This window comes from Pedobacter ginsengisoli, from assembly GCF_002736205.1.
Lineage (GTDB): Bacteria > Bacteroidota > Bacteroidia > Sphingobacteriales > Sphingobacteriaceae > Pedobacter > Pedobacter ginsengisoli_A.
The window spans coordinates 3,603,323-3,619,410 of record NZ_CP024091.1; the positions used below are offsets into that span (position 1 = coordinate 3,603,323).

General features: G+C 37.5%; 14 protein-coding genes. 9 read left to right on the plus strand and 5 right to left on the minus strand.

All coding sequences use genetic code 11. The features are described from left to right. Positions 1-274 precede the first annotated feature (274 nt). Positions 275-1,228, minus strand: coding sequence for an NAD-dependent epimerase/dehydratase family protein (locus tag CPT03_RS14810; protein WP_099441136.1), 954 nt, complete (start codon positions 1,226-1,228; stop codon positions 275-277). 6 nt (positions 1,229-1,234) lie between these two features. Beyond that, positions 1,235-2,095, minus strand: coding sequence for an RNA polymerase sigma factor RpoD/SigA (locus tag CPT03_RS14815; RefSeq protein WP_099439570.1), 861 nt, complete (start codon positions 2,093-2,095; stop codon positions 1,235-1,237). A gap of 239 nt (positions 2,096-2,334) precedes the next feature. Between CPT03_RS14815 and CPT03_RS14820 the strand changes: the two genes are divergently transcribed. Beyond that, positions 2,335-2,814, plus strand: coding sequence for an Lrp/AsnC family transcriptional regulator (locus CPT03_RS14820; protein ID WP_099439571.1), 480 nt, complete (start codon positions 2,335-2,337; stop codon positions 2,812-2,814). Between the two features lie 47 nt (positions 2,815-2,861). On the opposite strand, the gene leuS is transcribed toward CPT03_RS14820, so the two are convergent. Then, entirely contained in the window at positions 2,862-5,660 is a 2,799-nt protein-coding gene (gene leuS, locus CPT03_RS14825; protein ID WP_099439572.1) for a leucine--tRNA ligase, read from the minus strand. A gap of 63 nt (positions 5,661-5,723) precedes the next feature. Further along, on the minus strand, positions 5,724-6,986 hold the full coding sequence (locus CPT03_RS14830) for a chloride channel protein (RefSeq protein ID WP_099439573.1): 1,263 nt from the start codon (positions 6,984-6,986) through the stop codon (positions 5,724-5,726). Between the two features lie 261 nt (positions 6,987-7,247). Between CPT03_RS14830 and CPT03_RS14835 the strand changes: the two genes are divergently transcribed. The 8 genes from CPT03_RS14835 to CPT03_RS14875 all read left to right on the plus strand — a co-directional run bounded on the left by CPT03_RS14835 (position 7,248) and on the right by CPT03_RS14875 (position 15,474). Next, a complete protein-coding gene (locus CPT03_RS14835; RefSeq protein WP_099439574.1) occupies positions 7,248-8,126 on the plus strand; it encodes a cell division protein FtsX in 879 nt (292 codons plus the stop codon). Next, positions 8,126-8,350 carry a DUF3098 domain-containing protein gene (locus tag CPT03_RS14840; RefSeq protein ID WP_099439575.1) on the plus strand — a complete coding sequence of 75 codons (225 nt, stop codon included), beginning with the start codon at positions 8,126-8,128 and terminating at the stop codon, positions 8,348-8,350. Before CPT03_RS14835 ends, CPT03_RS14840 begins: the two co-directional genes overlap by 1 nt. Positions 8,351-8,358: 8 nt before the next feature. Further along, positions 8,359-9,153, plus strand: coding sequence for an undecaprenyl-diphosphate phosphatase (locus CPT03_RS14845; RefSeq protein ID WP_099439576.1), 795 nt, complete (start codon positions 8,359-8,361; stop codon positions 9,151-9,153). After that, a complete protein-coding gene (gene truB, locus CPT03_RS14850; RefSeq protein ID WP_099439577.1) occupies positions 9,153-9,878 on the plus strand; it encodes a tRNA pseudouridine(55) synthase TruB in 726 nt (241 codons plus the stop codon). The genes CPT03_RS14845 and truB overlap by 1 nt, the downstream gene beginning before the upstream one ends. Before the next feature lie 2 nt (positions 9,879-9,880). Continuing rightward, a complete protein-coding gene (locus CPT03_RS14855; protein ID WP_099439578.1) occupies positions 9,881-10,744 on the plus strand; it encodes a YitT family protein in 864 nt (287 codons plus the stop codon). A gap of 11 nt (positions 10,745-10,755) precedes the next feature. Next, entirely contained in the window at positions 10,756-11,691 is a 936-nt protein-coding gene (locus CPT03_RS14860) for a bifunctional riboflavin kinase/FAD synthetase (protein WP_099439579.1), read from the plus strand. 476 nt (positions 11,692-12,167) lie between these two features. Then, the gene (locus CPT03_RS14870) at positions 12,168-14,390 is read left to right on the plus strand and encodes a cation:proton antiporter (RefSeq protein WP_099439581.1); all 2,223 of its coding nucleotides are present in this window, start codon (positions 12,168-12,170) and stop codon (positions 14,388-14,390) included. Positions 14,391-14,436: 46 nt separating this feature from the next. After that, the gene (locus CPT03_RS14875) at positions 14,437-15,474 is read left to right on the plus strand and encodes a DUF2157 domain-containing protein (RefSeq protein WP_099439582.1); all 1,038 of its coding nucleotides are present in this window, start codon (positions 14,437-14,439) and stop codon (positions 15,472-15,474) included. Between the two features lie 5 nt (positions 15,475-15,479). Here CPT03_RS14875 and CPT03_RS14880 read toward each other — a convergent pair whose 3' ends face one another. Beyond that, positions 15,480-16,061, minus strand: a complete 582-nt coding sequence (locus CPT03_RS14880; RefSeq protein ID WP_245869856.1) for a LysE family transporter — start codon at positions 16,059-16,061, stop codon at positions 15,480-15,482. Between the last annotated feature and the right edge of the window lie 27 nt (positions 16,062-16,088).

Consider the following 16,088-nt stretch of genomic DNA (forward strand, 5'->3'; position numbering starts at 1 on the left):
AAGTTTTTATAAACACAAAAGCCGGCTTTAAAAGACCGGCTTTTGTACCTTTTGCTTATGCTGTGCCTGCCCTTCGCGGATCTCCCACTCACAGGACTTTTTTATCAAAACAGTTATAAATTATTCTTTATCTAATTTAACTAATCTTCTCTCACATTGGGTTAAAATGTTATAAACAAATTAACATTTTAAACATCATAAAAAAAGCAGACGCTCCATCCGGATACAGCCTGCTTTTGAACCTAAATTTACCAATTACGAGTAATTGTTTTTCTTATGGATATACTTCAATATTTTGAAGCATATCTTTCACCATTTTTTCTAAATCAAATGCTGGTTTCCATCCCCAATCCTTACTTGCTACACTATCGTCAATACTTTGAGGCCAGCTATCTGCAATCTGCTGACGGAAATCAGGAACATATTCTATCTCAAATCCTGGTACTTCCTTAGCTATTTCTTCATAAATCTCTTTCGGAGTAAAGCTCAAAGCACTCAGGTTATAAGCCGTACGTACAGACAAAAATTCTGCAGGAGCTTCCATAAGCTCCAATGTTGCACGTATTGCATCATGCATATACATCATAGGCAAAGCCGTATCTTTTTTTAAAAAGCAGGTATACTTTTCTCCTTTTACCGCACTATGAAAAATATCTACAGCATAATCAGTTGTTCCACCTCCGGGAGCTCCCGTATAACTAATAAGACCTGGGTAGCGCACACTGCGTACATCAAGGCCATGTTTTTCAAAATAATATTTACACCAATACTCTCCTGCTGCTTTACTGATTCCGTAAATTGTAGTCGGCTCCGTAACACCTTGCTGAGGGCAGTTCTGTTTTACTGAATCAGGACCAAATATTGCTATACTGCTAGGCCAAAAAACTTTCTCAACTTTATACTTAACAGATAAGTCAAGAATACTTAATAAGCTTTCCATGTTTAATGCCCATGCTGCCTGAGGGTTACGCTCACCACTTGCCGAAAGCATAGCTGCCAGGTGATAGATCTGAGTAAATTTATTTTCAGCAATAAGATTTTCAAGTCCCACCTTATCCATTACATTTAATTGTATATAAGGATGTTTCTCAAAAGAAACATCTTCTTTAGGTCTGATGTCAGCCGCTAATACATTTTCTTTTCCGTATCTTTCCCTTAGTTCATCAGTTAGCTCTCTTCCAATTTGTCCAAGTGCTCCAATGATTAGTATATATTCTTTCTGTTTCATATTCATTTACAAATATTGTCTGAGGCGTTTCGCCCCCTTCTCTTTACCAAGGCTATGCAGTGCCTGATATTTAATCTTCCGCACACTTTCTTTGCTCAAGTCAAAAAGATCTGCAATGTCTTCCAGGTGCATTGCCTCATTACCTTGTAATCCGAAGCTGAGTTGAATGATTCGGCGCTGTCTGTCTGGAAGCTGATTTAACAATTCCCTAAGGCTGTACTTTAAATCCTGAGATTGGAGTACCGTATCAGGCGCATCTATCGAAGTATCTTCAAGAAACACCATCAGACCAGGCTTCTCTTCATCATCACCCCCTGTATCCAAAGAAACTGCATGCCCCGGACTGTACTGATAGGCCTTTAGCTTATCAAGTGCAATTCCGGTATACTCAGATAGCTCCTCGTCTGTAGGTAAGCGTTCCAATTTCTGCTCCATCTCCATTTCCGATCGCCACAAATCCTGTATATCATTAACCTGATTCATCGGAAGCCTGATCATACGTTTATATGTGCCAATTGCCATCATCATGGACTGTCTGATCCACCATACCGCAAATGAGATAAACTTAAATCCCCGGCTTTCATCAAAGCGCTCCGCTGCCTTAACCAATCCTGCATTTCCTTCCGAAATCAGATCTGCAAGAGGCAAACCCTGTCCTTCGTACTTTTTTGCAACTGAAACTACAAATCGAAGGTTTGAAGTTACAAGCCTTTGCAAGGCAGCAAGGTCTCCCGTCTGAATTTTACGGGCCAGCTTAACCTCCTCTTCCGCACTTAACAACGGATACCCGGCAATATCATTCAGATATCTCCTAAGGGAATCATGGTCGCGTTTAGTAAAGGATTTTTCTATCTTGATTTCTCTCATGCTTAGCACATTGTAACCTGCGGTTGCAAGGCCTAAAGTTCATAAGTTGATTTGTTAATACCTCGGACATCGGCTATATCCGGAAATTATTCATAACCCGCCCTTATGGTCAGAATTAAATTTTGCACTTAAAAAAAACTGCCAGTACTCCCCAAATTTTGTTGCCTTCCATTTGTTAATCTGCATCTAATGTCCTTTATTTGCATCACACCAAAACGTATAAAAGTGCTCGTGGTTATATGAATACAAGCATATTAGATCAAACGGATCTCGAAATTCTTCGCTTATTGCAAAAAGATGCAAGGCTTACCAATAAAGAATTAGCCCTTAAATTGCATAAGGGCAGCAGTACTATGTTTGAACGCGTAAGTCGTCTTAAAGACTTGGGCTACATTACAGGGAGTGTAACACTTATTGACCGCAATAAATTTGATGAACTTTGGATATCCTTTACTCAGGTTCAACTAAACGACCACAGTGGCGAAGCACTTATCGCATTTCAAAACGAAGTAATTCGTTTCTCAGAAGTATTGGAATGCTACCATACTACAGGAGCTTTTGATTTCCTTTTAAAAATTGTGGTGAGTGATATGGCAGGCTACAATAGGCTAATTGTAGAGAAGTTGGCAAAACTTAAAAATGTAGGATCATTACAGAGCTGCTTTGTAGTTAATGAGGCCAAAAGAGAATTGGCCTACCCACTAAAAGACAGAACATAAAAAAGGTCCGGCTTAATAGCCGAACCTGCATGTATCTTTATTTCAATTTAGATTACAATATTTACAATTCGTCCTTTTACAACAATTACCTTTTTAGGTGCTTTACCTTCAAGGTATTTCTGAACATGTTCATCGGCCAAAACAGTTTCTTCAATCTCTTTAGGCTCTAAAGCAAGGCTAAGGTTCATATTTAACCGCGTTTTACCATTAACCGAGATCGGATAGCTAAACTCATCCTCAACCATATAAGCAGGGTTAAATTCAGGATATTTGGCATAAGATAAACTTCCTTCCTCATGACCTAATAAAGCCCACAACTCCTCGCAAATATGTGGTGCGTAAGAAGCAAGTACAACAACCAGATCTTCAAGCACCTGGCGGTTTTTACATTTTAAATCAGTAAGTTCATTAACCGCAATCATAAAACTCGATACAGAAGTATTGAACGAGAAACGGTCAATATCGTCCTGAACCTTTTTAATAATCTTATGCAAAGCTTTCAATTCAGCCTTTGTAGGTACAGAATCGCTAACATTAAACTGCCATGCTTCATTATGGAATAAACGCCAGAATTTGCGTAAAAACTTAAACACGCCCTCTATACCGTTAGTATTCCATGGCTTACTTTGCTCAAGCGGACCAAGGAACATTTCGTACATCCTCAACGTGTCAGCTCCGTAATTCTCAATCAGATCATCAGGATTTACCACATTGAATTTAGACTTAGACATTTTCTCTACCTCTACTCCGCAGATGTACTTTCCATTTTCCAGAATAAACTCTGCTTCGGCAAACTCCGGTCTGAACTTTTTAAACTTCTCAATATTCAGAATTTCGTTTTCTACAATGTTTACATCCACATGCAAGGCAGAGGTTTTGTAATCCTTTCTCAAACCGTACGAAACCAAAGTATTTGTACCACGGCCTTCCTCATCAACCACGCGATATACAAAGTTACTTCTACCCTGTATCATCCCCTGGTTAATCAGTTTCTTAAAAGGTTCCTCTTCCTGTACATACCCTAAATCTTTTAAGAACTTATTCCAGAAACGGCTATACAACAGATGTCCTGTTGCGTGCTCAGCGCCACCAATGTATAAATCAACATCCTTCCAGTAAGCAATAGCTTCTTTAGATGCAAAGTCCGAATCATTTCTGGCATCCATATAACGATACCAATACCAGCTAGAGCCAGCCCAACCCGGCATAGTACTCAACTCATATTCGTACTGATCATCGTAACTCCAATCTTCAGCACGCCCCAAAGGCGGCTCACCAGTTTCAGTCGGCAGGTACTTATCAATCTCAGGAAGCATTAATGGCAATTCTTCTTCCTTAATTAAATATGGCAATCCATCTTTAAAGTAAACGGGAATAGGCTCACCCCAATAGCGCTGTCTGCCAAAAATTGCATCACGCATACGGTAATTCACCTTTGCTTTACCAACCTCTTTCTCTTCTAACCAGGCATTTAAAGTTCCAGTAGCCTCGGTATAATTCATACCATTTATAAAGCCCGAATTAATGTATTTACCCTCTTTAGTGGCATCAGCTTGATGTTCAATATCTTTTTGTGCATCAAGAATCTGTACAATAGGCAAATTAAAATGAGTAGCAAAAAGCCAGTCGCGCTGATCGCCACTAGGCACACCCATTACTGCACCGGTTCCATAACCTGCAAGTACATAATCAGCAATCCATAGCTGAATACGCTCTCCGCTTACCGGATTAATAACATAACTCCCCGTAAACGCGCCTGATACGGTTTTTGTATCGGCCATACGGTCCAGCTCCGATTTCTTTTTAGTTTTAGCTATATAAGCATTAATATCATCTAGTTGCTCTGATGTAGTTAACGCCGTAACAAGTTCATGCTCAGGCGCCAAAACCAAATAAGAAACACCAAAAATAGTGTCTACCCTTGTAGTAAAAACTTCAATATAATTGGCAATACCTTCCGGTGCATTTTCTATAGCAAATTTAACACTTGCCCCAACGCTTTTACCAATCCAGTTACGTTGCATTTCTTTAACCGGCTCTGGCCAGTCAATAGTATTTAAGCCTTGCAATAAGCGCTCTGCATATGCAGATATACGCATACTCCATTGCATCATTTTCTTTTGTTCAACCGGAAATCCGCCACGTTCCGAATACCCGTCCTTCACCTCATCATTAGCAAGCACAGTTCCCAATCCAGGGCACCAGTTTACGGTACTTTCTCTTAAGTAAGTGAGGCGATATTTTAATAATTCTTCCTGCTTCTCTTCGCTGGTCATGGTAGCCCAATCGCTAGGCAAAAAAGATTTAACCTCTTCATCACAAACCGCTTTTACATCAGCACTGCCCGAGGCATTAAATTTCTCAATTAAAGTTGTAATATCTTCAGCCCTGTCAGTTTCCAAGTTATACCAGGAATTAAACAATTGCATAAAGATCCATTGTGTCCATTTATAATATTCCGGATCGCTGGTACGTACCTCTTTACTCCAATCAAACGAGAAACCAATTTTATCCAATTGCTCTCTGTAGGTATTGATGTTAGTTTCGGTTGTTAAAGCCGGGTGCTGGCCGGTTTGTATAGCATACTGCTCAGCAGGCAAACCAAACGAATCGTATCCCATCGGGTGCAATACGTTAAATCCTTTTAATCTTTTATATCTTGAAAATATATCGGACGCAATATAACCAAGGGGATGTCCCACATGTAAACCAGCCCCAGATGGGTACGGGAACATATCCAGAACATAAAACTTAGGTTTTGTTGTATCTTTTTCTGCTTTAAACGTTTGATTTTGAGCCCAGAACTTTTGCCACTTCTGTTCTATTTCTTTAAATTGGTAATCCATTACTGCTAATTCCTTTATATCCCGCGAAAATAAAGAAATTAAGGAGCTTACAGAAAAGTTTGGCTAAGAAGTTTTTAATTGTCTTTTACGATGCACATCAGTAAGAGAAAATTTACCAAATAAAAAGTGCTTTGGAGATTTGTTTTCGGAGGCATTATAGATGCTGTGCGCACCCGAAATAAGATAAGCAGATACACAGGCTACAATAACATAAACTCCGCACGAAACCCCAAACAGTTCCATTGCCATTGCGCAACAAGCAACCGGAGTTTTTGCCGCACCGGCAAAAACGGCTACAAAACCCATCCCGGCCAATAACCCGACAGGCAAAGGCAGCCAAAATGAAAGTGCACTACCAAGTGTTGCCCCAATAAAAAAAAGAGGTGTAACCTCTCCACCTTTAAAGCCCGCACCAAGGGTAATTGCTGTCAAGAGTATTTTCAATGCAAAATCCTGAGGTTTTGAACTTTGTAAAAATGACTCGACTATTGTTGGTATTCCTAAACCTATATATTTATAGGTACCCAACAGCAAAACAATGGCTACGACCACTATACCACCTACAAAAGGGCGCATTGGAGCGTATTTAATTTTTTTAAATATTATGGACAGCTGGTGGGTCAATTTCACAAACACTATAGCAGCAATACTGAAAAACAGACCAGCAATTGCACTGTAAACAATCCCCCTAAAAGAAACCTGAGGCACAGAGATTATGCTATAATGGGTATGGCCAACTCCCCATAGCTCAGTAATATAAGCAGCCAAAAAAGCCGATGCTATTGCCGGCAAAATGGATTTGTATGGGATTTTGCCCAATAAGAGTACCTCGATACCAAAAATGGCACCTGCAATTGGTGTCCCAAAAACAGAAGCAAAACCAGCGCTTAAACCTGCAATAAGAAGAACTATCCGCTCTTGCTTACTTAAATGAAAAATTTTATGAAACTGATCAGCAGCGGCGGCCGACATCTGCAATGCAGTACCTTCCCTACCTGCCGAACCACCAAAGAAATGCGTAGCTACAGTACCTATAAGTACTAATGGAGCCATCCTGAATGGAATAATATCTTTAGGATTATGAATGGTATCAAAAACCAGGTTATTGCCTCGTTCGACACTTTTACCTAAATAATGGTAAACCAAACCAATAGCTAAGCCGCCCAATGGCAAAAAATACAGGATATAAGGGTGCCCGGTTCTAAAGTTTGTTGCCAGATCTAATGATGTTAAAAATAAGGCCGACATTGTGCCTGCTACGAAACTAAGTAAAATGATTATCAGCAACCATTTACCCAGTTTATAAATGAATTTTTTATCAATCATAACGCAAGCCAAATATAATACATTTTACGCCTCTTTTGTATCGATCCACAGTGAGTCCACGTTTTATTTAGAAAAATGTGGGCTTAACGTGGACCGGTTCTTACCTCAATGTGAACTTACTTAAATCAGTTTCTGTGCCAGGTGCTAACACTATTTAAACATAAATCCCGTTATAATTTCTTTATGATTTAAAGTATAAAGCCAGATTATTTAAATTAGTTGCTTATATTTTTTATTTTCGCAAAACATAAAGATAAATACATGGAAGAATTTGAAGTGAGCGATGCTTCTAAGAAGACAAAAACCATTTATATTTCTACAATCTTCAGTATTGCATTGGTTTTATTAATGCTGGGTATGTTGGGCTTAATATTGGTACATGCAAAAAACCTTTCTAATTACGTAAAGGAAAATATCGTGTTAAACATAATTGTAGATGAGGGCGCCAAAGAAACTGATGTTTTACAGTTTCAAAAAGAGCTTAATGTAAATCCGGCCGTTAAAACTACCCAATATGTAAATAAAGAGATGGCCGCCAGAAACTTAACCAATGACCTTGGCGAAGATTTTGTGAATTTTCTTGGGTACAACCCCTTACTATCAACTGTTGATGTATACTTAAAAGCTAATTATGCAAACAATAAAAGTATAGATACTTTAAAAGCCAGCATTGCCAAAAACCCTGTGGTTAAAGAGGTTATATACCAGAGTTCGTTAATTGATATGGTAAATAAAAATATCAACACCATTGGATTGATCATTTTAGGCTTTGCTGCTATTTTACTAATTATATCAGTTGCGTTGATTAACAATACCATACGCCTTGCTATTTATTCTCAGCGGTTTTTAATTAAAAGTATGCAACTAGTGGGAGCTACAAGAGGTTTTATCCGCAGACCTTTCATTTTGGTGGCTGCTTTGCATGGATTAATTGCTGCATTTATAGCTATCCTGATTTTATTAGGCATATTGTACTATGCACAAAGAGAAATTCCTGAAATTGTAATCCTTAGAAATTATACTGAATTTGGTATTGTTTTACTTGGTCTGGTTGGGGTAGGTATTTTTATTACCGCCATAAGCACCTCGTTTGCAGTGAGCAGATATTTACGTTTAAAAATTTACGATCTTTACAGATAATGATAGAAAAAAAATCAACTCCTGTACATCAGGATTCAAAAAGCGAACTAGTTTTTACCAAAAAGAACTACCAATTATTGCTTATTAGTATTGCTATTGTTGTATTTGGCTTTATTTTAATGATAGGCACAACAGATATATACGACTTCAGAAAAACATTGCTTGCCCCAATGGTGGTATTAGCAGGTTTTGGTTTTGGAGTTTATGCCGTATTAAAAAAATAGACCAATACATGAATTATTTACAGGCCCTTATTCTGGCTATAATAGAAGGGCTAACAGAGTTTTTACCCGTTTCATCAACCGGCCATATGGTTATTGCCAGTTCTTTTATGGGAATTGGAAAAGATGATTTTGTAAAGCTTTTTGAAGTGGCCATTCAACTTGGTGCAATTTTAGCCGTAGTGGTACTTTACTGGAAAAAGTTTTTTGACTTCAGTAAATGGCAGTTCTACGTTAAGTTGATTATTGCCGTTATACCGGCTTTATTTTTTGGCTTTTTATTAAATGACTTTATAGACAATACTTTAGGCAACCCTATATTTATTGCAGTGGTATTGCTGCTTGGAGGTATTGTATTATTATTTATCGACAAGTTCTTTAAAAATCCCACCATCCATAACGAAAGTGAGATCAGTAATTTAAGCGCTTTTAAAATTGGATGCTTTCAGGTACTTGCTGTTGTATTTCCGGGATTAAGTAGAAGTGCGGCAACAATAATTGGTGGCATGCAGCAAAAGTTAACCAGACATGCCGCAGCAGAGTTTTCTTTTTTTCTTGCCGTACCTACTATGTGTGCTGCTACTGGCTATAAATTGCTGAAAGGATATGAATTGCTTAATGCAGAGAATATCAAATTATTGCTTTTTGGAAATGTAATTGCATTTATAGTAGCAATAATTGCAATCAAATCATTTATTGGGTTCTTATCAAAGCATGGGTTCAGAATTTTTGGCTGGTACAGGATTATTATAGGTGTGTTACTCCTTGTGTTATACTTTTCAGGAGTTGAAATGAATGTATTGTAATGAGTGAGGGTAAAGAAGAAGCAACAGTAACAAAAACATTTCCTGATTTTAATTTTGCTGAGGGTGAGCTATTGCTCATCAACAAGCCATACAAATGGACAAGTTTTGATGTTGTAGGCAAAATCCGCAACTCATTAAAGCCCTTGAAATTAAAAGTTGGTCATGCAGGAACTTTAGATCCGCTTGCCACAGGTTTATTAATAATTTGCACAGGCAAACTCACCAAACAGATAGACACCTTCCAGGCCGAAGAAAAAGAGTATACAGGCACTATGGTTTTAGGTGCCACTACCCCATCTTTTGATCTGGAAACAGTTGTTGATCAGGAATTTTCATTAGAAGGAATAACTGAAGAAGCCATTTATGGTGCTACAGCTCCTTTTGTTGGCGATATACAACAATATCCGCCTGCACATTCTGCTGTTAAAGTAAATGGAGAACGCCTTTACGTGAAAGCGAGAAGAGGCGAAGAAACAGAACTGCGTTTGCGTAATGTTACTGTTTCGGCATTTGAAATTACCAGAATAGCACTTCCTGAGATCGATTTCAGGATTATTTGCAGTAAAGGAACGTATATCAGATCTCTGATTTCTGATTTTGGTAAACAGCTTAATAACGGAGCATACTTATCTAAACTTACCCGCACACGCAGTGGAAACTTTTTACTTGAAAATGCTTTTGAGGTAGCAGATTTAGTTAACTATATTAGGCTTAAGAAACAGTAGTCATGCGTGGCCATACAAAACCGAAGAAACTTAATATTGCCAAAAACATATTTCTTATAATATGCGGCATTGTTTCGGCTTGTTTTGGCTTAAAAAGTTTCTTATTGCCAAGCGGTTTTATTGACGGCGGAGTAACGGGTATTTCCCTGTTAGTAAGCAATATAACAAAGCTTAATCTTTCTTATTTGATTATCCTTATCAATATCCCCTTTGTTACGCTCGGATACAGACAAATCGGGAAGGTATTTGCCATCAAAACATCAGTTGCAATATCATTACTTGCCATTTTACTTATCATAGCTCCTTTTAAACCAATTACTCATGACCCTTTACTGATTGCCTTTTTTGGAGGATTATTTTTGGGTGGTGGAATTGGGTTAGCCATGCGTGGTGGCTGTGTAATTGATGGTACAGAGGTGCTTGCACTATACATCAGTAAAAAAAGTACGCTAACGGTAGGTAATATTATCCTGATTTTAAATATTATCATCTTTGCCTTTGCGGCAATATTTTTAGGAATTGATAAGGCATTGTATGCCATATTAACTTATTTATCCGCATCTAACACAGTAGACTATATTGTTAATGGTATTGAACAATATACCGGTGTTACCGTGATCTCTGAAAAAAATGACCGGATTAAAAAATTCATTATCAACCAAATGAAACGGGGGGTAACAATTTATAAAGGCGAGGGCGGATACGGAGAAAAAAAAGATATAGATATACTTTATACTGTTGTTACCAAACTTGAAATGAGCAAGCTCCAAACGGCAATAAGACAGATTGATCCGGATGCGTTTGTGATTCAGCAGCAAATAGCCGACATAAAAGGCGGCGTAGTAAAACGCCAGGCTTTACATTAATTTAAACTACCTTGAAAATATATAATCACTTTTCGGAATTTAAGAAGCTAAATAATGCAGTTGCTACCATAGGCACCTTTGATGGTGTACATTATGGCCATCAGAAAATTATTAAGCGCCTTTGCGAGCTTGCTAAATCAACTGGTGGTGAGAGTGTAATATTGACATTTTTCCCACATCCAAGGTTAATTATTGATCCTGAGAATCAGGATTTGAAAATGATAAACACAATTAATGAAAAGGCTAAAATACTTGCAGGCCTCGGTGTAGATCATTTAATCATCACTCCTTTTACCCGCGACTTCTCGAATCTTACCCCTGCGGAATATATTCAGAATATTTTGGTAGATACAATTGGCATTAAAAACCTGATTGTTGGGTATGACCATCGTTTTGGTAAGGATAGAAAGGGTGGCCTACAGGATCTGGAAGCTTTTTCTAAAAACTTTAATTATAAGATTGAACAAATACCTGAGCAGGATATCAATGCTGTTGCTGTAAGCTCAACAAAAATCCGTACAGCATTATTGGATGGTGATGTTGCCCTTGCTGCCAATTACCTTGGCTACAATTTCTCGATACACGGCAGGGTAATAAAAGGAGATAAAATAGGCCGTACAATTGGTTTCCCTACAGCAAACATCTTTGTTGAGGAAACTTACAAGCTTATCCCTTCGGATGGGATTTATGCTGTAACCGTTGAAATGAACAATGAGGTATTTAAAGGGATGGCTTATATAGGTCAGCGCCCTACCATTAATGGAATGACCAGAAATATTGAGGTGAATATTTTTGATTTTAACAAGGAAATTTATGGTCAGGAAATTACCATGACCTTCCTGGAATTCCTAAGACACGATGTTAAATTTACCGGCCTTGAGGCTTTAAAAGAACAACTGCAAAAGGACAAAGAAGCTACCTTGGCTTATTTCAAGAAATCGTCATAACGTCATTTAAAGCCCATTTTATTCTAAATAAAGCCTTTTTTTGCGTATATTTACGACAATGAGGCCATTATTTACTCTTATACTAATAGTTTTTATCCATCTTTTTTCTTTCCATATAGTAAATGGGGAAGGTATTGATGCGGAAAAAACTAAACACACGATATTGAGTATTAATGTTAAAAAAACATTGGTTTTTAGCAAAAAAAGCAAATCATCACTCCAAAAAACCTCTTTTGATGACCTGCCTGCTTTACAACAAGTTTTAAAGAAAACTAATTTTGGAATTTTCCTTCTTTTTAAGCGACAGGATAACCAGATAGCTTTATGCCCATTAATTGCAAACTATTATAATTCTTTTTCATTTTCCAGTTACTCTTATATTTTTAATTTTTTGTACCCAAAACATGTTTTTTGGTAATTATAATTTATACTACCCTATTTAACAATAAATTATACATTAAAAAATATGCGTTTCTATGATACATTTACCAGTATTAATTACTGATCTGGGTTTAATACTTGCTGCCGCAGGTATAACTACACTGCTTTTTAAAAGAATTAAACAACCTCTGGTGCTTGGCTACATTTTGGCAGGATTACTTGTTGGGCCACACATTAAATTTATTCCTACTGTTACTGATAATGAAAGCATCCATATCTGGGCAGAGATCGGGGTAATCTTCTTATTATTTAGTTTAGGACTCGAGTTTAGTTTTAAAAAGCTGGTAAAAGTTGGAGGGTCTGCATCAATAACGGCCATTGTTGAAGTAGTATTTATGTTGCTGATTGGCTTTGTAGCCGGATTGGCAATGGGGTGGTCTACAATGGATAGTATATTTCTGGGTGGTATATTATCAGTATCATCAACTACTATTATTATCAGGGCTTTTGAAGAACTTGGCGTAAAACATAAAAAGTTTGCCGGACTGGTTTTTGGAGTGCTTATTGTTGAAGATCTTGTTGCCATTTTATTGTTGGTATTATTATCAACGCTTGCAGTTAGCCAGCAATTTGCCGGTGCGGAGATGTTGGTGTCTATCCTAAAACTATGTTTCTTCCTAGTCTTGTGGTTTATTGGAGGCATATTTCTTGTACCTACTTTTTTAAAGGCCACTAAAAAATTAATGAATGACGAAACGATGCTTGTGGTTTCTATCGCTTTGTGTTTACTTATGGTATTACTTGCCGTTAAAGTAGGCTTCTCTCCTGCCCTTGGTGCATTTATTATGGGATCTATACTGGCTGAAACTACGCAGGCAGAAAGAATAGAGCATTTAACAAAATCTGTTAAAGATCTATTTGCAGCTATCTTCTTTGTATCGGTCGGTATGTTAATTAATCCAAGCATTTTGATTGATTATGCTGTGCCTATTTTAATAATTACTTTGGCAACCGTTTTCGGCAAGTTTTTAAGCTCCGGATTGGGCGCATTGGTTTCAGGACAACCTTTAAAAACATCGGTACAAACAGGTTTAAGCTTAGCACAGATTGGCGAGTTTTCGTTTATCATTGCAACTTTGGGGGTAACACTTAAAGTAACCAGCGATTTTTTATACCCTATAGCTGTTGCAGTATCAGCAATTACCACCTTTACTACCCCTTATCTTATTAAATTTTCGGAACCTTTTTATATGTTCCTTGAACGCAGGCTTCCTAAAAAATGGGTTGAAGGCATTAACAGATACAGTTCAAGTACAGCAGGTATAACCACATTAAGCGATTGGAAAACATTACTTAAATCGTACACATTTAACTTAATCATACATTCGGTTATTCTTATTGCCATCGTATTTTTGGGATCTAGGTATCTTCAGCCATTTATAACAAAGAATCTGATTAACGGCAACAATGGTATTGTTATTAGCCTAATCATGACCTTGTTTATCATGACGCCTTTTTTATGGGCACTGGCTATAAGGAGAATTGAAAAAAAGGCCTATTCGCATTTATGGCTTAATAAAAAATACACTCGCGGACCACTTGTTGCTCTTGAGGTTCTACGTATTGGATTAGCCATTTTCTTTGTTGGTATTTTAATTTATCAGTTCTATAGTACATGGATTTCAATTGTTATTGCAATAGCACTAATTGTATCTTGTATGTTCATTTTTTCGAGAAGACTACAGGGCTTTTACAACAAACTTGAAAGTAGATTTTTACTTAACCTTAATGCCAGAGAGGCTCAAAATGCACCGCCTGAAATTTTACCATGGGATACTCACCTGGTTGAGCTTTCGGTTGCCCCAGAATCAACACTTGTTGGAAAAACCCTTGTGGATTTATCAGTGAGGGAAAAGTACGGTGTTAATATTGCGCTTATTCAACGCGGAAAAATAATGATACCAACACCTGGCAGAAATGAACGTTTATATCCTAATGATAAAGTTCTGGTTATTGGAACTGATGATCAACTGGCCGCTATAAAGGAACTTTTTGAAGGAAGCATAGACGAGAACATGCAATCTAGTTTCCCTAAAGAGGATATGTCACTTCAAAAAATAGTGATTAATAGCAGCTCACCAGTGTACGGCCAAACCATCCGCAATTCGGGGATTCGGGAAATGACTCAGGGTCTGGTGGTTGGAATTGAAAGAAATGGAAACCGGATACTAAATCCCGATTCGACACTTATATTCGAAAACGGCGATATTGTTTGGATTGTAGGAAATAACAAGAAGGTTCCGGATTTGCTAAAGTAAGGCCTTGATTTTGATTTTACTATAACAGAGTGTACCTTGTACATTAATGAAAATTGATCAGGAAAAGAGTGACTTTTTAGATGAGATGCTAAATCACTGGCAAGAGGAGAATCTTTTGTCGCCGGATGATGTTAACAGATTACGTGGAAGTTATGAAACCAAAAGTTTTGACTGGCGACGTTTAGCTCAGTATTCTTTTTGGATAGCGATGGCTTGCGGAGTTATTTCGTTAGGTGCCCTGCTGATTGACAATAAAATTTTAAACTATCTGGAGCAGATTTTTACCGCCTCGGATGTGATGATTAGTATCTTATCAGCCATCGGTGCAGCTGTGCTATACTATTTCAGTTTTAAAAGAAAAAAGCTCAAATCGCACCTGGTATTTAGTAATGAAGCTTTGGTTTTTACTGCAGTAATGTTAACTGCCAATGCCATTGCTTATCTGGGTAAAGCCATAGATAATGGTAATTCGCACTTCTCTTTACTTATTTTAGCCTCTGTTTTTATTTACGGCATACTGGCTTATATTTTTAAATCAAGATTGATATGGGCATTTGTTCTGATATCACTAGGTGCCTGGTTTGGCACTGAAACGGGTTATCTGTCGCGCTGGAACTGGTATTTTGTAGGAATGAACTATCCGCTTCGCTTTGTGCTTTTTGGGCTATGCCTTACCGCCTTTTCTTTTATAATTAAAAACAATAAAAAGATGGGAATGTTTTTTCAGGTAAACTATGTTTGCGGCATGGTATATCTATTTGTTTCCCTTTGGCTGCTTTCGGTATTTGGAAACTTTGGATCATTGGAAGAATGGTATTCTGTAAGGCAAATTAGCTTGTTCTATTGGGCTTTATTATCTGCCGCATTTTGCCTCGTAAGCATCTATATAGGGTTGAAATACAGAGACGATATTGCAAGAGAGTTTGGAATTACCTTTCTGTTTATCAACTTGTATACAAGGTATTTTGAATACTTTTGGGATAGCTGGCACAAAGCACTTTTCTTTTGTGTACTGGCGGCTTCATTTTGGTTTATTGGCCGCAGGGCTGAAAAAATCTGGAACCTTGAGTTTTTAAAAAAGTAGGGCACCTATTTTATAAAGTGTATATACACTATTTTGCATACATGATAGGCTGATAAAGCAAAGAAAAGTAAGGCAATTCCTTTGTTTACTATATAACTGCTCAGTGCAAACTTTTCCTGTATATATTGGGCAAAGCGGGCAAAGCCATATAATGCCAGGCCGGCACCAATTCCTGATCCTATACTAAAAACAGACAAAGAAAGATAACCAATATCTATCCACTCGTGCGATATTAAATATGTTCCAACGAATAGCCAATATGGTATTTGCATTGGGTTAACAACACCTAAAAGCAAACCATATTTTATACTGTCCTTTTTCGAATAATCGGCTTTTGGCATCTCTTTACGTGACCTCCAGGTAATTACGCCTAATATTCCGAACATAAAAACCATGATAACATCAATAATGTTATCGAGCTGAATTTCGCTCGACAACCATTGCACAAAACGCATCACACCAAAAGTGAAAAGCATTTCGACAAGAGAAAATGCGCCAATAAAATATAAAGCCTGACGAATCCCTCTTGTTATTGTTATTTGAACTACGGTAAGATTAATATTACCTGGTGGGATGTATCCAACCATATTTAAAACTATCCCGAGAAAGAGTGT